This is a genomic window from Paenibacillus sp. JT22N15 (assembly GCF_059383755.1).
In genome coordinates this window covers 68,267-90,654 of record NZ_JBXENV010000001.1, presented here as the reverse complement: position 1 = coordinate 90,654, position 22,388 = coordinate 68,267, and the positions used below count along the sequence as shown (strand labels likewise).

At 47.5% G+C, this 22,388-nt stretch carries 18 protein-coding genes; 12 read left to right on the top strand and 6 right to left on the bottom strand.

Going from position 1 to position 22,388, the window contains the following annotated elements:
- The first annotated feature begins 3 nt into the window (after nucleotides 1–3).
- From AC50X8_RS00350 to AC50X8_RS00305, 10 genes are all read left to right on the top strand, one after another.
- Nucleotides 4–1,023, top strand: a complete 1,020-nt coding sequence (locus tag AC50X8_RS00350) for a cysteine synthase family protein (RefSeq protein ID WP_056029233.1) — start codon at nucleotides 4–6, stop codon at nucleotides 1,021–1,023.
- A 21-nt stretch (nucleotides 1,024–1,044) separates the two neighbouring features.
- Nucleotides 1,045–1,701 carry an orotate phosphoribosyltransferase gene (gene pyrE / locus AC50X8_RS00345; protein WP_494858429.1) on the top strand — a complete coding sequence of 219 codons (657 nt, stop codon included), beginning with the start codon at nucleotides 1,045–1,047 and terminating at the stop codon, nucleotides 1,699–1,701.
- A gap of 186 nt (nucleotides 1,702–1,887) precedes the next feature.
- Nucleotides 1,888–3,078, top strand: a complete 1,191-nt coding sequence (locus tag AC50X8_RS00340; RefSeq protein WP_494858431.1) for an MFS transporter — start codon at nucleotides 1,888–1,890, stop codon at nucleotides 3,076–3,078.
- Between the two features lie 131 nt (nucleotides 3,079–3,209).
- Nucleotides 3,210–4,004: a Cof-type HAD-IIB family hydrolase gene (locus tag AC50X8_RS00335; protein WP_056029224.1), complete on the top strand. Its 795-nt coding sequence runs from the start codon at nucleotides 3,210–3,212 to the stop codon at nucleotides 4,002–4,004.
- Nucleotides 4,005–4,292: 288 nt separating this feature from the next.
- Nucleotides 4,293–5,246, top strand: a complete 954-nt coding sequence (locus tag AC50X8_RS00330) for an ABC transporter permease (RefSeq protein ID WP_177217903.1) — start codon at nucleotides 4,293–4,295, stop codon at nucleotides 5,244–5,246.
- A 27-nt stretch (nucleotides 5,247–5,273) separates the two neighbouring features.
- Nucleotides 5,274–6,173, top strand: a complete 900-nt coding sequence (locus tag AC50X8_RS00325; RefSeq protein ID WP_056029218.1) for a carbohydrate ABC transporter permease — start codon at nucleotides 5,274–5,276, stop codon at nucleotides 6,171–6,173.
- A gap of 108 nt (nucleotides 6,174–6,281) precedes the next feature.
- A complete protein-coding gene (locus tag AC50X8_RS00320; protein ID WP_235533023.1) occupies nucleotides 6,282–8,069 on the top strand; it encodes a type 2 periplasmic-binding domain-containing protein in 1,788 nt (595 codons plus the stop codon).
- Nucleotides 8,070–8,385: 316 nt separating this feature from the next.
- Nucleotides 8,386–10,140 carry a sensor histidine kinase gene (locus AC50X8_RS00315; RefSeq protein WP_056029215.1) on the top strand — a complete coding sequence of 585 codons (1,755 nt, stop codon included), beginning with the start codon at nucleotides 8,386–8,388 and terminating at the stop codon, nucleotides 10,138–10,140.
- Entirely contained in the window at nucleotides 10,133–11,554 is a 1,422-nt protein-coding gene (locus AC50X8_RS00310) for a response regulator transcription factor (RefSeq protein ID WP_494878052.1), read from the top strand. Before AC50X8_RS00315 ends, AC50X8_RS00310 begins: the two co-directional genes overlap by 8 nt.
- A gap of 61 nt (nucleotides 11,555–11,615) precedes the next feature.
- On the top strand, nucleotides 11,616–13,292 hold the full coding sequence (locus tag AC50X8_RS00305; RefSeq protein ID WP_494878050.1) for an extracellular solute-binding protein: 1,677 nt from the start codon (nucleotides 11,616–11,618) through the stop codon (nucleotides 13,290–13,292).
- Between the two features lie 160 nt (nucleotides 13,293–13,452).
- On the opposite strand, the gene AC50X8_RS00300 is transcribed toward AC50X8_RS00305, so the two are convergent.
- The 6 genes from AC50X8_RS00300 to AC50X8_RS00275 all read right to left on the bottom strand — a co-directional run bounded on the left by AC50X8_RS00300 (nucleotide 13,453) and on the right by AC50X8_RS00275 (nucleotide 15,571).
- Nucleotides 13,453–13,545 carry a dihydroorotate dehydrogenase gene (locus AC50X8_RS00300; RefSeq protein ID WP_099521728.1) on the bottom strand — a complete coding sequence of 31 codons (93 nt, stop codon included), beginning with the start codon at nucleotides 13,543–13,545 and terminating at the stop codon, nucleotides 13,453–13,455.
- Nucleotides 13,546–13,790: 245 nt separating this feature from the next.
- Nucleotides 13,791–14,249 carry a spore germination protein GerPE gene (locus AC50X8_RS00295; protein ID WP_494878046.1) on the bottom strand — a complete coding sequence of 153 codons (459 nt, stop codon included), beginning with the start codon at nucleotides 14,247–14,249 and terminating at the stop codon, nucleotides 13,791–13,793.
- Nucleotides 14,246–14,461 carry a spore germination protein GerPD gene (locus AC50X8_RS00290; protein WP_494878040.1) on the bottom strand — a complete coding sequence of 72 codons (216 nt, stop codon included), beginning with the start codon at nucleotides 14,459–14,461 and terminating at the stop codon, nucleotides 14,246–14,248. The genes AC50X8_RS00295 and AC50X8_RS00290 overlap by 4 nt, the downstream gene beginning before the upstream one ends.
- The gene (gerPC, locus tag AC50X8_RS00285; RefSeq protein WP_056029197.1) at nucleotides 14,454–15,113 is read right to left on the bottom strand and encodes a spore germination protein GerPC; all 660 of its coding nucleotides are present in this window, start codon (nucleotides 15,111–15,113) and stop codon (nucleotides 14,454–14,456) included. The genes AC50X8_RS00290 and gerPC overlap by 8 nt, the downstream gene beginning before the upstream one ends.
- A gap of 18 nt (nucleotides 15,114–15,131) precedes the next feature.
- Nucleotides 15,132–15,335 carry a spore germination protein GerPB gene (locus tag AC50X8_RS00280; protein ID WP_046229874.1) on the bottom strand — a complete coding sequence of 68 codons (204 nt, stop codon included), beginning with the start codon at nucleotides 15,333–15,335 and terminating at the stop codon, nucleotides 15,132–15,134.
- A complete protein-coding gene (locus tag AC50X8_RS00275) occupies nucleotides 15,332–15,571 on the bottom strand; it encodes a spore germination protein (protein ID WP_056029193.1) in 240 nt (79 codons plus the stop codon). Before AC50X8_RS00275 ends, AC50X8_RS00280 begins: the two co-directional genes overlap by 4 nt.
- A gap of 219 nt (nucleotides 15,572–15,790) precedes the next feature.
- Here AC50X8_RS00275 and AC50X8_RS00270 point away from each other — a divergent pair, with 219 nt between their 5' ends.
- Both AC50X8_RS00270 and AC50X8_RS00265 read left to right on the top strand, forming a co-directional pair.
- The gene (locus tag AC50X8_RS00270; RefSeq protein WP_056029191.1) at nucleotides 15,791–16,225 is read left to right on the top strand and encodes an Hsp20/alpha crystallin family protein; all 435 of its coding nucleotides are present in this window, start codon (nucleotides 15,791–15,793) and stop codon (nucleotides 16,223–16,225) included.
- Nucleotides 16,226–16,620: 395 nt separating this feature from the next.
- Nucleotides 16,621–22,359, top strand: a complete 5,739-nt coding sequence (locus AC50X8_RS00265) for a family 43 glycosylhydrolase (protein ID WP_494878038.1) — start codon at nucleotides 16,621–16,623, stop codon at nucleotides 22,357–22,359.
- The last annotated feature ends 29 nt before the right edge of the window (nucleotides 22,360–22,388 follow it).

The following is a 22,388-nucleotide window of genomic DNA, read 5'->3' as shown; positions in this document are numbered from 1 at the left end:
GCAATGATATATAACAATATTACGGAATGCATCGGAAATACGCCGGTTCTAGCTCTAGCTGATGATTTAGTTCCTAAGGGCAAAAGACTATATTTAAAGCTGGATTATTTTAATCCCAATTTTAGCATCAAGGATCGAACGGCTCTTGGCTTAGTGAAATCGGCTCTTGCTTCAGGAAAATTAAATCATGACAGTATATTAGTAGAATCTACCTCAGGCAATCTTGGGAAATCTCTGGCTATGCTAGGGGCTGTGTATGGGTTTCGGGTCATTATTGTTGTTGATCCAAAAGTAAGCGAAAGCTTGCTTAGGTGGTACCAGGCTTATGGGGCAGAAATCAGCATGGTCACTTCACCAGCAGCGGATGGCGGCTTTCAACGAGCGAGGCTGAACCGGGTTCAGGAGCTGCTTCAACAATTTCCTAATGCTTACTGGACAAACCAATATGATAATCCGCAAAATCCGCAATATCATTCTCAAACGACCGCATTGGAAATCGTGGATTTGCCGGTAGATTCTATTATTGGCGCAGTCAGCACAGGCGGGCATCTGTGCGGAATTGGGAAATATGTGAAAGAGCAGCGGCCGGATGTGAAAATTGTTGCTTGCGATGTAGCGGGTTCGGCTGTGTTCCGAGAAAAATTTTCTCCTTATTTGATTAATGGTGTAGGACTAAGCTGGAGAAGCGATAATACAGATATTTCAGTGCTGGATCAGGTGTGCATTGCCAGCGACCAGGAAGCGATATCGATGTGTCGTTTGCTTGCTCGACATCATGGTATTTTAATCGGGGGATCTGGCGGCTTGACGGTAGTAGCGGCTTTGGCTTGGCTGAATAATAGTGATTCACAAGCTGCTGTTGCGATTATCCCGGATACGGGCATCAATTATTTGGACCAGTTTTACGATGACGAATGGCTTGTTGAAAAAAATATAACGCTGCTTGATCGCTCCGAGCTGCAGCAAACGATTCAAAATAAAACGTTTGATTCCTTACAAATGAAATCGAATGTTTTATCCTAAACGTTAATTTAGAGATGGAAGGTGAATGAGCTGCGAGATATTAGTAAGGAATTTGCAAAGTTTATAGTCGATGATGGCATCATTAAATTTGGTGAATTCACATTGAAATCGGGAAGATTAAGCCCATACTTTTTTAATTTTGGTTCCTTCAATGATTCTGCGATGTTAGCGCGGCTGGGAAGCTTCTATGCAGATACGATTGTGAAGGAACAGATACCATTCGATATTATTTTTGGGCCCGCCTACAAAGGTATACCGATAGCGTTAACTACAGCACTGACCTTGCATAATAACGATGCCATTAATGTTGGTTTCGCCTTCAATCGCAAGCTGCAGAAGCAATACGGCGAGGGCGGAAATATCATTGGCGCATCCCTTGCTGGCAAAAAAATTCTTGCGGTCGATGATGTGCTTACATCAGGCAGAACGATTAAAGAGACGAAGCAGCTCGTCGAAAGCGAGGGAGGCCAATTAACGGCATTTCTAGTTGCGTTGGATAGAGAAGAAAAAGGCTCCGAAACGGCATTATCCGCATTGGAGGAAGCAAGCAAAGCCTATAATGTGAACATATACGTCGTAGCTCGTATAACAGATGTTGTAGCCTACATGTCCGATGCTGCCGATAAAGAGCAGCATGTGACAAAAATTAAGGAATATCTAAATGTGTATGGGAAATAAGGAATTAAATGAAAAGAAGTCATTTCAGCCTAAAATTGGCTTCTTTTTTTTAAATATAGGAAAGTATATCATTTCGTTATCCTTTCTCTATATTCCACTCTCGAAACGAAAGCTTTGCCGCCAGAGGACGGCAAAGCCGTTTGCGCTTGTGCAGTAAGACAAACTAGCATAGGATAGAGGTTGACAATGGGTAGAGTAATGATGCAAATTAAAGCTTTAAATTTTTTAGTTTTTTCGACCTTCGCAATTTTGCTTCCTTATCTTCCGTTACTGCTTTCAGAGAGAGGCTTTAGCATCGCTCAAATTGGGCTGCTGCTTATGGTAGGCCCTTTCTTTGCAATTTTTCTTCAGCCCATTGTAGGTTACATTAGTGATAAATGGCATGCAGTAAAACGGATTTTATTGCTTTTATGGGGCTTGACAGGAATAAGTGCAGTTGGTTTGTTTTATATAAGCAGCAAGCTGTTGTCGGTTGTTTTTGTCGTTTCTTTATTTATGTTTTTCCTTTCCGCCATTCCATTGGTAGATACGCTGACTGTGAAAATGGCTGAAAAATTCAAAAGTACATACAGTACGATCCGATTGTGGGGCTCTATCGGCTTTTGTATGGTCGCTGTATTTCTTGGCGCTTATTTTGAACGTATCGGAGGATTAGACGCATTAATTAAAATCTATTTTCCTATTTGGCTTGCCGCCATCGTTATATTATTTAATTTAAATGAAGTAGACGGACAGGAGAGCAGCCGATTTCATTGGAAAGACCTCGTACAGTTAATAGGCAATAAAAAAATATTTGTCTTTTTGATTTTTTTATTGTTTTTAGCGGTGCCCCACCGAATGAATGATGCTTTATTCTCCATATACTTTAAAGAAATCGGCGCAAGTGATTCTATGATTTCATGGGCTTGGGCCATCATTGGCTTGAGCGAGATCATAGGTTTTTATATGTCGGCTAAACTATTGAAAAGGTTCCATCCCTTAAAGTTGATCATTGTGGCGTCTTTATTTTATATCATTCGATGGGTTTGTTATGTGTATACGACCGAGCCTTATATCATTTTAGCGTTGCAGTTGTTTCAAGCGATAACCTACAGCCTATTTTGGGCATCAGCCGTAAATTATATGGTTTTAGTGGTGCCTAAAGCATTTAGAACAACATCCCAATCGCTGCTGGCTATGATTTTTTTAGGCGTATCAGGCATTTTGGGAGGGTCCATAGGCGGTGCGGTTCAGCAAAATTACGGCGGGAATTATATGTATGTGTTTGCTGCATGTTCCGTGTTTATCGCTTTGATTGGCTTTTTCGCTTTAAGAAAACAAGTGGATTCAGGCAGCATCCCCTCCAAGACGGAGGTAAAGGAGAAGTATGCAGGCTGATTTAATAATAGTGGAAATTTATGAAATTTTTATATATAATAGTCAAGCGCAAATGGAAGCTCGAGGGCGCATTGGCAAGCCAGAGATGTGCACAATGGAAATAAGGACTAACTGGAGGGAATTTTTCAGCCATGTATAAGTTAATCGCAATTGATATGGACGGCACCTTATTAAATGATCATCATATGATTTCTGAAAAAAGTATAAACATCATTAAGGAGCTTTCCTCGTCAGGCTCAGAAGTCGTATTATGTACCGGCAGAGGGCCGACAAGCACAAAATTTTATACGGACATCATTGGCATAAATGGTGTGGGCATCACTTTTAATGGAGCGATTACGATCGATTTTGAAAATAACCAGATTATTAATCAATATGCGATAAACGCTCCTCAACTTGAAAGCTTTATGAGCTATTGCCGAAAACACCAGATTCATTTTGATATTAACACGCCGTTTGATCTTTATGTTGATAAAGTGGAGCAGATGAGTAAAGAAATAGGTGATATATACGCCAGTTTTTATATTCATCCTAGATCGCTCCCGCAATTTGATAGTCTTGCAGATCCGTTAATTAAATTCACCTGTATCGGTACAAGTGAGCAATTAAATCAATTGCAAATTGATTTAAGCCTGTTGAGCCAGGAGCTCAATATTACAAGATCGGCGGATACCTTTATAGATGTTTTGAATATTCAAGCTGATAAGGGTAATGCCTTGAAAAACTTAGCCGAGCTGAGGGGGATAAAGAAAGAGGAAATTTTAGCGATTGGAAACTACTATAATGATATAACGATGCTAGAATCTGCTGGGCTTGGTATCGCGATGGATAATTCTCCGGAAGAGTTAAAGCTTTTGGCAGACGATATTACGTTGTCTAATAATGAGGATGGTGTATACCACGCCTTGCAAAAATATTGTTTTTAAAATTTTCAAGCCACATGGGAGTGTAAAACGCCATGTGGTTTTTTATTTTGTCGGCAGGCCAGGTAGGAAAAGGTAAGAATTTGGTTCACTGCAGGGGGAATTTCGTGCAAATATCCCAAACGACTTTCTCTCGAGCTGAAACAGCTGTCACTCTCTGCTGAAGTGCTATTCACGCTAAACTAAAGGCAAGATCAACCGCTGGGTACTGGTGGATTCATTTTCGAGTAAGCGCTTACTCGAAGCGGGAAGCCTGGCATGCGGTTGCGACATCTTTACAGGAGGGATTACATGAAGGCGGCTATCCGTCCGCAAAGCTCGATGTCTCGGCGAAGCGGCAGCTTGATACCGGACAAATTCCGTTTATTTTTATTTGCCTCTCCGTTCCTCGTGCTGATTTTATTGTTTAGCTACTTTCCGCTATACGGCTGGTTATATTCCTTCTACAATTATCGGCCAGGTTTTCCGTTATCGGAGACGCCGTTCGTCGGCCTGCAATGGTTTAAGGCGATTTTCTCCAACCCGACCCAGACGCAAGAGGTCATGCGGGTGATGCGCAATACGCTTGCGATGAGTACACTCGGCATTTTAACGTCGGTGTTCCCCGTTATTTTTGCTATTATGCTCACTGAAATTCGTACAACCTGGTATAAGAAAACGGTACAGGTGCTCACGACGCTGCCCAATTTCATCAGCTGGGTGCTTGTTTATTCGATAGCCTTCATGATGTTTTCGGTAGATAGCGGCGTCGTCAATAAATGGATGATTGCCCTAGGTTTTCAGGAAATGGGCATTAACTATTTGGCGCAGGACGACCACACTTGGCTGGCGATGACGCTGTGGGGCTTGTGGAAAGGGCTGGGCTGGGGAGCCATTATGTATATCGCAGCCATTTCCTCCATTGACCAGGAGCAATATGATGCGGCAAAGGTAGATGGTGCGGGCCGTTTCCGGATGATCTGGCATATTACCGTTCCGGGGCTGATGCCGACGTACTTTGTACTGCTGCTGCTTTCCATCGCTAATTTCATTAACAACGGCATGGAGCAATTTTTCGTCTTCCAAAATGCGATTAACAAAGATCATATCGAGGTGCTTGACCTGTACGTGTACAACACGGGAATGCTCGGCTTCAACTTCTCGTTTGCAACGGCGATCAGCATGCTCAAATCGATTATAAGCATTGTCTTGCTGTTTTTCGCTAATCAGTTATCCAAAATCGTCCGCGGGGAATCGATCATCTAACTTGAACGAGAGGAAAGGAGGAGGCGCATGCATACGCAACGCCGGCTTGGGGACTGGTTGTTCCATATTTGCAACTATGGATTTTTCACCTTGTTTACGCTGCTTTGCCTGTTTCCCTTTTATTACCTGTTTATTAATACGATCAGCAGCAACGATCTTAGCGCCAGGGGACTGGTTACCCTGTACCCGAAAATGATTCATTTTGACAATTATATTCAGGTGCTGCAATTAAAGGGCTTGGCGCAGGCGGCACTTGTATCGGGCGGCAGAACGATTATTGGCACGCTGCTCACCGTCGCGGCTTCGGCCTTTCTCGGTTATTTATTTACGAAGCGCAAAATGTGGGCCAGAAGCTTCTGGTACCGTTTTGTCATCATCACAATGTATTTTAATGCGGGCATCATTCCGTGGTACATCATTATGATGAAGCTGAATATGACGAACAACTTTTGGGCGTATATTTTGCCTGCAGTCGTCTCGCCGTTTTATGTCATTCTCGTCAAAACGTTCGTGGAATCGATACCGGATGTGCTGGAGGAGTCGGCGGAAATGGATGGGGCAGGCTATATCGTTATTTTCAGCAAAATCATTATGCCGCTCATTACGCCGATTGCAGCGACCATCGCGATTTTTTCGGCGGTCAGCCAGTGGAACTCCTTTATCGATACCGTATTCCTTATGACGAACAGCAAGCTGTTTACGCTGCAATTTGTACTCTACAAGTATTTGAACGAGTCGACATCGCTCGCCGCGATTATTCGCAACTCCCAAGGCGCGGTAGGCAATATCGACCTGACGAATAAGCAGACAGCCACTTCGATTCGAACAACGGTTTCAATGATTGTCGTGCTTCCGATTTTGTTCGTATATCCGTTTTTCCAGCGGTATTTTGTCAAAGGCATTATGATTGGCGCTGTTAAAGGCTAAGAGCGGGTCGGGAATGTATTTTACCCCAGGAGTGATCTCATTGAAAGGGGGTGGCCTGCCGAAGTCGGAGGTCAAGCATAAGCATGAAAAAAAAGGGAGGCAACTGCATTGAAATCATTTCGTAAAACATTTTCCTTGCTGTTACTGGCGGCGATGCTGATCGTATCGACAGCAGCTTGTACATCGAACACGAACAATGGGCCAGGCAATACGGCCAGCACGGCACCATCAGCTGGAGGAGCAACCGAGACGGCAGGCAGCAGCCAGCAAGAAGAAATTACGCTTGATGTGTTCTCGATGCTGTCCAATTTCTCGGGCGAACAGACGGGCTGGTTTGCCAAAGTCATTAAAGATAAATTCAATATTAATTTGAACATTATTGCTTCGAACCTCGAAGGCGGCGGCGACGTCAAATTCGCCACGATGATGGCGGCAGGCAATCTTGGCGATTTAGTTATTTTCGGCGATGATGGCCAGAAGTATTTGGATTCAATCAAAGCAGGCATGCTGGTGGATTGGACGAAGGATGGTTTGCTGGACAGCAAGGGCCAAAATATTTTGAAATACGCTCCGAAGGCGATTGAGAAAAATAAAGCGAACTTTGGCGGCGGTTCCAGCGTCTACGGCATCGGCTTTGATGTTGGCGACGACAAGCCGGGCCCATCCGAGGCGAAGGATTTGACCTACAACCCGAATTTGCGCTGGGACTTGTATGAGAAGCTGGGCAGACCGGAAATCAATTCGATGGAAGATTATTTGCCCGTGCTCAAGCAAATGCAGGAGCTGGAGCCGAAAAGCGAATCCGGGCGACCAACTTATGCATTCTCGATGTGGGCGGATTGGGATGGCAATATGATGGTGCTGACGAAAGCATGGGCAGGCATTCACGGCTTTGACGAAGGCGACGGCTTTAATCCTGGCGGCTTCTCGCTCGTTTCGGCCGACAAGGACGAATATCAAGGCGTGCTGGATGAAGATGGCTATTATATGCGCGGACTCAAGCTTTATTTTGACGCCAATCAAATGGGACTTGTTGACCCAGATTCCATGACGCAGAAGTTTGAGGATGTTGTGAACAAAATGAAGGACGGCCAGCTGCTGTTCACCTTCTTCCCATGGCTCGATGATACGTACAATACCGCTGAGCATATGGCAGCAGGAAAAGGCTTTGCACTCGTTCCGTTCAAGGATGAGCGGACGTTCTCTTATGGCTATGACCCCTATGGAGGCAACCGCGTTTGGGCGATTGGCTCAAAAACGAAGCACCCCGATCGCGTTCTGGAGCTCATCGATTGGCTGTACAGCCCAGAAGGCAATATGATTTCCTCCAATGGACCAGAAGGTCTTAACTGGGAGCTGAAGGATGGCAAGCCGGTTCTGACTGCATTCGGCGAGCAGGCTCTGCCAGCAAATGATACAGCAGTACCAGAGGAGTTTGGCGGCGGTACGTGGAAGGATGGCATGAGCCAGCTGAACAATTCTACTTTCAAAAATACGAATATTAATCCCGACAATGGCGAGCCTTACGATTATAATCTATGGCAGTCAACGCTTGAGAAATCGCCAACGAAGCTTGATCAAGACTGGAGAGCTGCGATGGGCGGCGCTCTGACGGCTAAGGATTATTTGGAGAAAAATAATCAGCTTGCCATCATGCGTCCGCTGTTCACTGGCACACCGCCTTCCGTCATCAGCGATGAGCTGGAGCAGAAGCGCGGCCAAGTGGCACAGGTAATCAAGCAATTTTCGTGGAAAATGATTTTTGCGAAAAATGAAGCTGAATTCAATAAGCTGCGCCAGGAAATGCTCGATAAGGCGAAAGGCCTTGGCTATGATGACGTGCTGGCGTGGAACGTTGAGCAAAATAAGAAAGTATTCGGCTATCGCAAGCAGTAGGCAATAGGGTAATAAGCAGTAGGCAATAGCAGCATAGAATCTAAAGGTTTTAGGATCTCATTGTTGAATAGCTCATAGCCCCGCCAACTGGCGGGGCTAATTACGTCCTGCGGCAAACTCGGGCTTGAACGCTCCATGATTGAATGGGACCACGACTAAATCCGGTGGCAAAGAAAATCGCGAAAAGCGTCCATTCCCCCCTTGCATAAATGGCAAGCCAATCGTAAGATAATAACAAGATTTTCTAACTATAGTAAATGAACGTAAAAATATAGCACTGTCAGCGACATGTCCGAAAGAGAGGGATCAGCCCGCGATGTCAGCACAACAGCCGGTGCTTCACAACCGCTTTGCGGCCCGTTCCTTGCGGCGCACCTTAATTTTTTATGTGATGCTGGGCTGCCTGCTGCCGCTCGTTCTGGTCGGCTTTCTGACGTATTCCTCCATCTATGCGATCTTCTCCAACAAAATTCAAAGCGGAATTAGCGCCAGCCTGGGCCAAGAGGCGGTAAATCTTGAAAACGCTATCAATAATCTTGACTTTGCCTCCAAGCAATTTGCGCTCGATGGCCAAATCGTAGATGAGGTTTCTGAATTTTTGCAGGAGCGGCAAATTTCACGCAAATCCCAAATGATGACCGCCATTGATCAGAAAATCAATCTCGTTAATTTCACGAACCCTTATTTGGGCTTGACCGCTTACATTATGCCAGGCGAAGAAAACCCGGTGTTGTTTTCCAATTTGGCAATGAATCCGAACTTTGACAGCGAAGCGCTGCCCTTGTTTATTCATTATAATGGCGCGGATTATTATGGGCCGCATCCAACGCAGTACAGCTCCAGCAGCAATATGGTGTTCTCCGAGCAGCGCATCGTTCGGGTAGGCGGCGAGCATAAGCTATATATTTATTTGGAAACGAATTACAATTTATTTCGCAGTATTTTGCAGCAGCAGACCTACGGTATGAAGGTTACACATGTGCTCGTCAATGAGCAGGGCAGCATGACGTATATGGAGGACGAGAGCATGCCGATGCAGGTACGGGACGCGGTAGATGCCGGTTTTCCCGAACTGCATAAGGAGGTGGCGGATTATCATTTGTTCCGTTATCCAAGCGCCCAAGGCTGGCAGCTTATAGCCGTCGTCAGCAAATCGGCCTTTAACAGCGAAATGTATGCCTGGCTGGGCAAAATGCTCGTGCTGGCTTGCTCCACACTCGTCTTTGCGCTGCTGCTGGCGCTGTTCATTTGGAAGCAAATTTATCGGCCGCTGCGCAAGGTCAATGTAGAAATTGTGCGCATGGCGGAAAATCGCACAAGCCCAGTTTCTTTTACCAATGTCGAGGAGTTCGACTTCGTGCTTAATAATTTTCAAAATATGAAAACGACGATTAATGATTTGATTGCTGAGGTTGCCAACAAGGAAAAGCAAAAAGGACAATTCGAAATTGAAAAGCTGCTGAGCCAGATTAATCCGCATTTTTTGCATAATACGCTCAATACGGTACAGTGGCTGGCCCGGATGAACGGGCAGAAGGAAATTGATAAGCTGGTCACGCTGCTCGTCAAGGTGCTGCATTATAATTTGGGCAAGCAAAGCTTGATCGTAACCGTTGATGAAGAGATTGAAGCGATGACGAATTATATGGAGCTGCAGCGCATTCGTTATGATTATGAATTTGAATTTCAGCTCAACGTTGCCGATGAGGTGCTGCAGGTTGCGGTTCCGCGTTTTCTGCTGCAGCCGCTCGTCGAAAATGCCATTTACCACGGGATGAGCGACCGTACTGGGCGCATCGTTATTACAATTGAGCCTGTTGGCCTCGCGGAGATGCTGCTGCGGGTAGAGGACAATGGCTCCGGCATTGAGCCGGAGACGATTGCAAAGCTGCTGTCTGGTGACGACAGCAAGGCGAAGCGCGGGCTTGGCATTGGGCTGTCCTATGTGAACCGAATGCTGCGGCAATTTTATAATGGGCAGATGCAGTTTCGCATTGAGAGCGAGCTGGGTCAAGGAACGGTAGTGACCATCGTGATTCCACGTAAAGCGAAGGAGGAGTTCGATGATTAAAGCGATTGTAGTCGATGATGAGCGCTTGGTGCGCAAAGGCTTTATTTCGTTGTTCGACTGGTCAATGTTCGGCATTTCGATCGTTGGCGAGGCGGGGGATGGGAAAGCAGCGCTTGAGCTATTGGAGCATACGGAGGTTGATCTCGTATTCACCGATATAACGATGCCGCAGTTATCCGGCTTTGAGCTGATCGAGCAAATTAAGCAGCGCTTTCCCACTATTCGCAGCGTCGTGCTGACCTGCCATCATGAGTTTGATTATGTCCAGGAGGCGCTGCGGCTGGGGGCCATTGATTATATTGTGAAGACGCTGCTCGAGCCCGATAAAGCGGATGAAGTGATGCAAAGAATCGTTCAGCGCTTTCGATGGGAAAACAGCTTTCGCTCGGGGGCGGAGCTGAGCTCCGCAGCGGAGCGGATGAAGGCGGATGCTGCGCTGGTGTGTTATCCGCTAGAGGAAGGGGCAGGGAAAGAAGAGCTGTGCCGGCTGCCTGTCTTGAAAAATTTTACGCTGCTAGAGCTGAAAGGGCTATGGCTGATCCCGCTGCCGCATCTTACCCCAGATTCCGAATGGCAGCGTGAGGTGGCGCAGCTGTTAAAGGGCCGATTTCATTATGCTGTCGTTACAGGGCTGCAAGAGAAGGAGCTGGCTGATGTGAAGCGTTTGCTGGAGGAGCGCTTTGCTGCTGTAATGTTTTATAAGGCGTCCGGCCAGCATGACAGAATTCAAATGGGCTTTGGCGAGCTTCAGCAGTTTACGGCATCCACTGATCAGGAGGCTCAGCTTCTGCTGCTTGATGCTGATATGGCTGATTTGCGCTGGGCGCTATACCCCGCTGCATGGGAAACGTTCATAAGCCGTTTGGAGCGGCTGCGGGCTAGCGAGGAGCAGCTGGTGCAATGGGGGCAAAGCTTATGCCAAAGCTGGGCCGCACTTCTCATGCAGCCAAGTGAGGCGGAAGGGCTTCGCGCGGAGCTAGGGCGTTCGCGTTGCTGGCAGGACTTTAAAAGCTGGCTGCGTCGCTTCTCGGATTATGCCCAGCGCAGAATGCTTGCGCTGTCGCTTTCCAAAGAGGTGTTTCAGTGCATGCTGCGTGCAACGGTCTATATTCGCCGCGAAGCGGCCGGCAAGCTTAATCAGGTTGATGTGGCGGATTATGTGAAAATGAGCCGGAGCTATTTTAGCGGCTGCTTTGCCCGTTTTGCCGGGATGCCCTTTGGCGTTATGCTTCGCGGCATAAGAATGGAGCGTGCGAAAGAATTGCTGCTCACGACAGAAATGCCCGTCTACGAAATTGCTTGCGCTGTAGGCTTTGAGGATGATAAATATTTCAGCAAGCTGTTCCGCGAGCTGGTAGGCAGCCTGCCTAGCGAGTTCCGTGCCGAGCGAGTGCGTATGGGCGGTTATTATTAGCATACAAAGAGCAAGCGGCGGTTGAGACGGCGGCAATCCAAGGGGAAATGGAGGGGGAGCAATGAAAGCGAGAGTAGCTTTGCTTATAATGGCTGTGCTGCTGCTGACCGGCGCGTGTACAGGCAATAATAGCCCAGCGCAGATGAGCGGCTTGCAAGGGGATGAACGGGCAGACAGCAGCGCGGAGCCACTCGCTTATGGAAGCATGCCAGAGCGGGTCAGCGTTCGGGTAGGGTTCAAAATACCCGAATCCCGCTTATCCGGCAGCGACACTAATGACAACAACCCCATTTCCCGCTACTTGGATCAATTGACGAATATAAAGGTGGTTCATGCTTGGGAAGCGAAGGGTGACGATGCCTTTGAGCAAAAAATCAGCTTTGCCATTGCAAGCAACGATATGCCGGATGCAATGGTCGTTGACCGCGCCCAGCTGCGGAAGCTTATCGACAACGACATGATTCAGGATTTAACGGGTACGTATGCGGCATACAGCTCCAAGCTGGTACGCGATATTTATGCTTCATCTGGCGGCAAGGCGCTGGAGGAGGCTTCGCGTGATGGCAAGCTTTACGGCCTGCCCAATGTGGCAATTGAGATGGATGCGGTCACCTTGCTATGGGTGCGCCAGGATTGGCTGGATCGTCTAGGGCTGGAGCCGCCGAAGACGCTTCGCGATATTGAAGAGGTCGCCCGAGCCTTCGTACAGCGTGACCCTGATGGCGACGGAAAGGTGAATACCGTCGGTATAGCCGGCGACAAAATTGTCGTATTCGGGCAGAAGCCGAATCCAAGCGGCTTTGATTCTATTTTTCATTCGTTCCATGCGTTTCCGAAAAATTGGACGAGGGATACAGATGGCAATGTTGTATACGGCTCGATTACACCGGAGAGCAAGGCTGCGCTCGGCCAGCTGGCCGATTGGTACAAGCAAGGGCTGATCGACAAACAGTTTGTGCTGTATCGGGAGTCGGAGAAGCCGATTGTGGATGGCAGAGCAGGGATGTTTTTTGGGCCGTGGTGGATGCCTTATTGGCCGCTATCAGAGGCAGTAGCCCAGAATACGAAAGCAGAGTGGCGCGCTTATGCGGCTCCGGTTGATGCGAACGGGGAGTATGTGACACATACCGCACCGGTAACGGATCGTTATCTCGTTGTGCGTAAAGGCTATGAGCATCCTGAGGCGGTCGTTAAGCTGCTCAATGTATTTACCCGCCTGGAGCGGCGGCTAGACCCGAACATTCAGGAAACCCAATGGCTGGATGAATATGCATCCCAGTCCGGCGTGCAGCTGCGCCATTATTATCCGTTCGACCTGCTGCTTGATTATTCGGATGCGGTAGACAGTCGTTATGATAAGTTGCAAGGCGTGCTGGAAGGCAAGCTTGACCCATCGACGCTTGATCCTGACTCTTACCAGCTGTATGAAATGACGGAAACCGAGCATCAGAACCCGAAGAAAAATTTGGATGCATGGAAGCCCGCAGCAGCTTACGAATATGGCGTCGGTGTCATTCGAAAAACACCCATGATTAAAGTAAACAGCGTTTTCTACGGCGCAACACCAGCGATGGGCACAAAATGGGCCGCACTGGAGCAGCTGGAGAACGAGACCTATTTGAAAATCATTGTTGGCGACCAAAGCTTGGACAGCTTTGATGAATTCGTCAAGCAGTGGCGCCTGCAGGGCGGGGATGAGATCACGAAAGAGATTGCGGCGCGTGTTTCCGAGGAATAGTTATCCATGCACGGGCAATAACCGGCAGGGCCCCATGCCCCCTGCCGGTTATTGCCGTGTCTGTATCCTCCTACCCCTTTATTGCTAGTGCTGCTTAAATGAAGCTGGCTTTAAAGCAAGCCATATCAATATGCGCTAACGTGCAATGGTGTGAATAAGCTTAGAAGCAGAAGGTACGCAAGATGATAACTAGCAAAATAAAGAGAACGAGAATTGTGCCCGTATTTGTCCAACAACTGTTGGCACCCGCGATTGGACCGCAACCTACGTTAGCGCCTGCTACAGGGTATCCCACTATTAACAACCTCCTGAATGGTTTTGTTAGTGTGAAGCTTTTGTTCACATGGTTAATGTATGCCGGAGGCGTGTGGAAAAATTGGACGTTTGTACCGTCACATTCGCATTTCAGCTAATGCCTAGTTGAAAAAACGGAAGCTTGGCAAGGGCATATTGCCTTGCGGGTATTTCGTACAGCACAGCTGTTTACTATGCTGCCATTCATCTATACAGCGCAGGCTTGACCGGAGGAAGCGGGCAGCCGATGCCTGGTACTGGAATAGGACGCTTGAACTGGCGAATATGTTTAATCCGCGATTCGGCGATCGTTTCCATCGCATTTCCCGCTTGTACGCTCGATGATGAGCCCATAGCAATAATATAAACGCAGCCCACTACGATGCGCGGACAATGATTGGTACGCTTAATATGGATGATGTCTTTAGCTGGGCCATCAAAATCATCAAATATTGGAAACGACTGGGTGAATAAATCATATGATTCAAAATAAACATCGCCCGCCCGAGTGTGGTCAATTTCCCGCTGCAGCGCAAGCGCACGAAGCTTCGGCGTCGATTGCCCGCGATCTCCGAGCTGGACGATGGCCGCTCCCGAGGCGCTGATAATCGTCAAACCGCCAACCTCAGCCGTACGAATCGGGTAGTCGAGCGGGAAGCTCATTCCGAGCCTTCCCCTTCCGCGATGCTGGCGCCACCTGGTTCTGGAAAAGGTGCGAGAGGACCAACGATTACGGATTCAGGCGGTGTATCAAAAATGGAATAAAGCGTAACATAGTCGCTATCGCCGATTTGAAAATGCGATGCGCTGGATATGCCAAGTATGTCAACTTTACCAACGCTTAGGCAATCATTGTGTACGACAAATTTAATCATGGGCTTTCCTTACGCCTCCATTCTGTAATTGCTGCATATATTGAAGCATTGCCGCATCGGCATCGCGAGCGGTTTTGGCGAACACCTCGGCTCGGTTTTGCTGGGCAGCGGTTTCCTCGCTAACCCCATCCTGGCGGGGCAGTGACCTGGCGTAATATTGGATGCGGGCAGGCATTTGGCTGCGGATATCGGACAGAATGAGTCTGCGGTGATGGGGATCAAGCGGCATGCAAAACTGTTTTTCCATTTGCATCAGCTTCTGTGCGCCTTCATTGTCGATATACTGATTCATATCATTTTGAATCGGAGCATAGGGATCTGTTGGCTGAGCTGCATCATTAGGCGGAGCGGGATAGACGAGCGGCTTGGATATGGCCATCTGCTCAATATCGCCATTCATATTCGGCGATCCCTGTGGAGTCATGCCGATATTGAGCGTGCCTTCAAGCTTTTCTACCTTCAACTGGTCAAAATGGTACTGCAAATTTTCCACATTATAAGTAGGTTTCGCTTCAAGCTTTTTGAGCTGCTCGCAGATGGCCGCAAGCTGCTGCTCCAACGCGGTGATGCTTTCCTGCTGGCATTGGAGCTGCTTTGCGACGTCAAGCGACCAGGCCTGCCATGGCGACAGCTGATTCGGCTGCTGCTGCATCGTTGAAACCTCCTGTCCTTAGGTCGGATTGGGCAGCGGAACGAAGGAAAGCGGATTTTCGCCCCCCAGCTGGGCGGCTGGTCCCGTGAAGCCGCCCGTATTATACAGCTGGGACAAGGAGCGAATGGAGCCTGCGCTGCCAATTTGCAGGACAGAGCTGTTCGAAACGCTGTCCACGCGGAGCTGATGAATCGTAATCGTCTGATGAACGGTCCAATTCATACGACATTGACCCCGCTCGCAACTTCATTTTGCGAGCTGTCCTGTACGTCTGGATCAAGCGTATTCGTGGCGCTTACGGCGTTGTTTGAATTCGTCAGACTGCCGGTAAGGAAGGAGCCTGAGCCAGCATAGGTTTTGGAAGTGCTGGAGGGCGACATTTGCACGGCGTCGCCAAACTGGACGATGGAGCTGGAGCCGACGCTAACGATTTTTACGAATCCGACTATAGCGGGCATAGCAAAGACCTCCTTGCTGCTAAGCGTATGGTTGTAATATCGTATGCGGCATTCGCCCAGAGGTTCCCTGCTGGGTATATGTTGAGAACAGCGATATTTGCAAATACTGAAAAGCCATATCTCCTTTACTTTTGTTTTGCCGCAGAAGCAGCTAAAGAGGTATCCGCCTAACTGGGCGGCGCATATAGTGGAGATAGGCCGGGAGGTGGGAGGTAAACGATGGATTCTAAATGGGATGAGCTCGAACGCTGGGTAGAAGGGCAGAAGCTGCCTAAAGGCTTTGATGTGCTGCGCGAGCCGGACTGGGTGGAGCAATTTGTGCGCAAAATGATGACCAAAGCGCTGCCTGAAGCTGCCGGAGCCATTGCGGAGCAAGCTTCGCCGTACTCTTTTTCCCAGAGCGAGCAATTTATCATCGTCAAATACCCGCTTCCCGCACATGTGCGCTCGGAAGAGCTTCGTTTATGGGTAAAGGAAGACCGCCTGCGCGTTGAAGGGCTGCCCGGCAATAGGAAGGAAATGATTAAGCTGCCTGTTGGAGTGCGCCCACGCGTATGCAGAGCAATTGTGAAGGACGGCGAGCTTCGTGTGAAGCTGCGCAAGCGGCCGGTGGGGCGGAAGTATTATGAGGCGGATATTCGGTGGCAGGAGTAGAGCGGAAGAAGTATACAAGACGATTGAACCTTGCTGAACAAGTTTTCCTTGCCCGCTGCCTGAAGCTCAAGAAGAAAAGGAATGCTGGCCATGTAAAAAGATGAACGTTGTTTTTTGTCTGATACTTAGTCGATAATAAAAGAGTAAATTTGAAAGCGATTACATATAAAAAAGGGACAACCTTGCTTAGGCCATTCGAAAATGTAGGAGATAAGAGAGCGGATTAGCTACTGTGCTGCTCTCTATTTTTCATTTCTTTTTTTAAATCAAATAATGGTAAATAGAAATAAATTAATAATAATTTTCACTTTTAAAATAAAAAAACACATCGATTAGTGAAGGTAATTATTTTATGATAAACACAGAAACGATCATTTGAAGGAGGAGACGAAAAAATGTTCAGAAAGTCATTTGCATTATTGGTAGCGTTTACATTATGGCTAAACGTATTGCCCAGCACCTTCATATTCGCTCAGCAGGAAGAGGCTGCATTTCAAAATCCATTATTATGGGCTGACGTTCCAGATCCAGATGTTATTCGTGTAGGCGACGTCTATTACATGTCCAGTACGACTATGCATATGAATCCAGGTGTACCAATTATGAAATCAACTGATCTCGTACACTGGGAAATCGTCAATTATGTGTATGATATTTTGGCTGATAATGACGAGCAGACGTTTCGAAATGGAAAGAGCGATTATAGCAAAGGCTCGTGGGCCAGCAGTTTAAGGTTTTATAATGGCAGCTATTATGTCGCATTTTCTTCATACAGTACCGGTAAAACCTATATCTATCAAACGGCCGATATTGAAAAAGGGCCTTGGACCAGATCCGAGCTTGACGGGGTTTATCATGATATGTCGTTGCTGTTTGATGATGATGGGCGTGTGTACATGGTTTACGGCGGCGGGGATATTAAAATCATTGAGCTTACCGCAGATGCAACTGCGATTAAAGTCGGCGGTCTAAACAAAATCCTTATCCCCGACGCCAGCTTGGTAGCAAGCACAATAGAGAACGTAGGTTTACCTGCAGAGGGCTCTCACATTCAAAAAATAAATGGATATTATTATGTATTCAATATCGCATGGCCTAAAAATTCACCTCGTGTTCAAATCGTCCATCGCGCCTCAACAATCGATGGTACATATGAGGGAAGACTTGCATTAAGCGAAGGAACTGCACAGGGTGGCATTGTCGACACGAAAGACGGCAAATGGTATGGCCTGTTGTTCAGAGATCACGGCGCAGTAGGACGAATACCGTTTCTGGTACCCGTTGCTTGGGAAAATAATTGGCCGGTGTTCGGCGTCAACGGTACAATTCCGGAAAACATTAAAATGCCTGTAAGCGGAGTAAGCGCGAACAGCAATTTTGCAGCTTCCGATGAGTTCTACCAGAACGCAGAGAGAGTGGGAGCTTCACAATTTAATGCATTAGGCCGTTCATCAGCGAATGCGGCTGCTATGCAACAAATTTCAGGCCTAGATGCACAGCTTTCCGCAGAGGAAGGACAAGAGCTTCTGCTCAACGGCAGCTTTGAAGAAGGTCAAGACCCATGGACAGCTCATGATCAGGCCATTGTTACGGTAACAGACAGCGTATATCACAGCGGCTCCAACAGCATGCACGTCAGCAGCAGACAGGCTACAGGGGCAGGGGTTCAGCAACGGCTTGCCAGTAAAGTAAAGGCTGGCGGCACCTATAAATTTTTAGCAAAAGTAAAATATGAAGGTGACGACTCGCTTCCTGCTAGAAGGCAATTTAATATCGCAATGCAGGATGGAGATTGGACAACGATCAAGGTGATGGGATCAGCTATGGTAAACAAAGGGGAATGGGGAGCGATTGCAGGCACCTACACCATCCCGGCAGATGCCGAGCTTCATGAGCCGATTATTTTCATCGAAACATCCTGGACAGCTGAGCAAGATCCGGTTAAGGATTTGATGAATTTTTATGTGGATGACGTGTCACTCATTGACGTTACTCCAGCCGAAGGTGTGGACCAAACAAACGACGGAGAATATGACTACAATGGCTCCAATCTTGCCTTAGTATGGCAGTGGAACCATAACCCGGACCAAAATCATTGGTCGTTGACACAGCGTCCAGGCTATTTGCGGCTTACGAACGGAAGGAAGAGCACAAGCATCGAAAATGCTAGAAATACGCTTACCCAACGAACGTTTGGGCCAGAAAGCTCCGGCAAAGTGGCAATGGATATAAGCCAAATGAAAAATGGAGATTTTGCTGGTCTCGCCGCTTTTCAGAAGGACTATGGAATTGTAGGTGTGAAAATGGAGGGGAATTTGAAATCCCTCGTTATGGTGAATGCAAGCTCAGGAACAGCAGAAGAGTTGGCAAGTATTCCACTCACACAGGACAGAGTCTACTTAAAAGTCGAATTTGACTATAGGAATTTTACCGATAAAGCCAATTTCTACTATAGTCTAAATGGCGTTGAATGGCGAGCAATAGGAAATACCCTTCAATTGAGCTATAAGCTTGATCATTTTATGGGCTATCGATTCGCATTGTTTAATTTTGCTACCAAGACTACAGGCGGATATGTAGATTTTGATTACTTTAGAGCAGCCGACAAGCTGACGGGAACCGATTCAGCCGCAACCGTCCTGCAAGCAGATTTGGGAAATGTGCCGGATGTTATTGGCGTTCAGAATATGGAGCTTTCCGTACCCGTAAAGATGGAAGCGCTTCCGGATGAGGGGTATAAGTCGATTTCAGCGTCCTTCAACATCCCTGATTATTTAACGGTAACCGATGTTGCGTTTAATGCTGACAATCTGACTGGAAAGGGGGCGTATACGTATGACGATCATCATCTTCAGCTGCATGTATCTGGGGACAAGGTGAAGTTCGCCAACGCATCCTCCGACCTTTTTGCGACGATCAAGCTGAAGGTGGATCGATTTGTGCCATCTGATCGTACCGTTTTCATTCGCACAGACTACATTGCTGTTGAAGGCGGAAATGTCGTTTACAACGTTCATGATGCAGTAGCGAGCATTGGATTAAAGCAGTTGGATACGAAAGCGCTTGCGAAAATCCCGGGCTACTCCAATCCGCTGATGAGACACAAGCTGGGAGCTGATCCGTATGCATTAGTTTTTGATGGAAGAGTTTACATCTATATGTCGAGTGACGCCTTCGAATATGATAGCAGCGGAAATATTAAAGATAATTCGTTCGCTAATTTGAATAAAGTACATGTGATTTCCTCGGCAGATATGGTGAACTGGACGGATCATGGCGCAATTCCAGTGGCGGGATCGGGCGGCATTGCGGACTGGGCGACTTTTTCTTGGGCGCCGGCAGCTGCTCATAAGCAAATAAACGGCAAGGATAAGTTCTTCCTTTATTTTGCTAATGGTGCAGGAGGAATTGGCGTGCTGACTGCGGACAGCCCGCTCGGACCGTGGATTGATCCGCTCGGAGAAGCGTTGATAACCGGAAATACGCCTGGCGTTCCCGGCGTCGTCTGGCTGTTTGACCCGGCAGTACTGGTTGATGACGACGGCAAAGGTTATTTGTATTTTGGCGGGGGCATTCCTGGTGAACCTAACTCGACCGCAGAACAAATGGCTCATCCCAACACCGCCAGAGTAATTCAACTGGGTGATGATTTGATCAGTACAGTAGGGTCGGCGGTTACGATCGATGCGCCTTTCATGTTCGAGGATTCCGGCATTCATAAGTATAATGGAAAATATTATTACTCCTATTGTTCGAATTTTGCGGGTACTCATCCGGAAGGCACACCGCCTCCAGGTGAAATTGCTTATATGGTGAGCGACAGTCCTATGGGGCCGTTTACGTATGTCGCCCCAATTCTGAAAAATCCGTATACGTTTTTCGGGGTTGGCGGCAATAACCATCATGCTATTTTCGAGTTTAATGGAGAGTGGTATGTTACCTACCATGCGCAGACCGTCAGCAAAGCTTCTATAGGGGACGGAAAAGGCTATCGTTCCACTCATATTAATAAGGTTGAATTTTATGAGAATGGACGAATGAAAGAGATTCAAGCTGATATGGAAGGTGTCGCTCAACTGAAAACGCTCGATCCCTATCAAAGAACGGAAGCAGAAACAATTGCATGGCAAGCAGGCATTTTGACAGAAATATTTGAAGCGCCAGGCAGCCAAAGCACAAACCCTAATCTGAATGTCACAAATATTCATAACGGGGATTGGCTGGCGGTTGCGAATGTTGATTTCGGCAATGATGGGGCCGGGTCATTCGAAGCCAATATTGCTTCAGTCGTAGGCGGGAAAATTGAGATTCGTATAGATAGTCCTATTGGTGAGGTTATAGGTACGCTTGATGCGGCTTCTACAGGCGGGGAGCAAGCTTGGAAGCTGATAAAAACAGATGTAAGTTCTGTTAAAGGGGTTCACAATGTTTTCTTGATGTTCAAAGGAGAAGGCGAGAGCAATCTTTTTAATATGGATGATTGGAAATTCACCGCTCTTGAAACGGAGGAAAACATTCCCCTGCAATCCGTCAGCATTTCATATGGGGCACAAACCCTTAAAGTGAATGAGCAATTGGCTGTTAACTCGGCGCTTGATCCAACTGATGCAACCAACCCCGCTTATCAATGGGAGGCTAGCGGTTCTATTAGCATCGTAGGCGACAGCAACAAAGCTGCCGTAACCATTAAAGGCTTGTCGGCTGGATTAGGGACGCTGACATTAACTGCTGTTGCCGGAGGCAAAGAGAAAAAAGCGGTAACGCAAATTACGGTAACGGGCGAAAACAACGGAGGCAGTAATGGTGGCAGCAATGGTGGAAACAACGGAGGAAGCAGCGGTGGCGGTGCACCAGCAGCTACACCAAGGACAGGAAGCAGCAGTATCGACATCCTAATCAACGGCAAGGTTGTGAGTGCCGGAACTGGAACTGCCGATGTGACAAATAAAAATGGGAAAACCGTTACAACGGTTGTGTTTGACGAGCAGAAGCTGGAGCAGCTGCTTGCTTCGTTGGGGGACAATGCGCTCATTACCATTCCCGTTTATAACGGCTCCGACATCGTTATCGGGCAGTTGAATGCCCAAATGCTAAAAGGCTTAGGAGAGAAGAAAGCTGTAATCGAGATCAAAACCGATCGTGCAGCCTCTACTGTGCCTGTGCAGCAAATCGATAGGAACGTGATAATCGGTCAGCTGGGGGCCATGATCAATTTACAAGATACGACGATGCAATTTGAAATTGCAGAAGCGTCCGAGGAAATGGCAAAAGTGGTAGAGAATGCGGCTGCTCGGGAGGGATTTAACCTAGTCATACCGCCAATTGATTTTAAAATTAGTTTAATAAATAAAGATTCTGTCATTCATCTGACGAAGTTCAATGCTTATGTCCAGCGGACAATTACTCTTCCAGAGGGTATTCATCCGGACCAAATAACAACAGGCATTGTAATAGAGCCTGATGGAATAGTTCGTCATGTGCCAACTAAAATCGTTCAGGTGGACGGCAAGTATTATGCGTTGCTGAACAGCTTGTCGAACAGCACCTACTCGATTATTTATCATCCCGTAATGTTCAAGGATGTCGCAAATCATTGGGCAAAGGATGCCGTCAACGATATGGACTCAAGAATGGTCATTAATGGCATCGGCCAAAATTTGTTTAACCCAAGTGCAGCCATCACACGGGCCGAATTCGCAGCAATCATTGTAAGGGGACTGGGATTGGAGCTGGAAAGCGGCACACCTCCATACTCGGACATTTTGGCGAAGGATTGGTACAGCAGCGCGGTCATGACTGCCCAAGCCTACGGACTTATCCAAGGATTCGAGGATGGCACATTCCGGCCGAAAGAGAAAATTACTCGCGAGCAGGCGATGACGATTTTAGCAAAGGCGATGGTCATGACCGGTCAGAAAGCGAAGCTTTCCAGTCAAGCTGCGAGCGAGCTATTAAAGCCCTATACCGATGCATCGGAGGTGGCTGACTGGGCGAAAAGCGGAATAGCGGACAGCATACAAGCGGGCATCGTAACTGGTAGAAATGAAGCTATACTTGCTCCGAAAGCGCAGGTGACAAGGGCCGAGGTTGCCAAGATGGTGCAGCTGCTGCTGCAGAAGTCGGATTTAATCTAATTTTTGGAGTTGTTCGGGTGTGTAGGCAT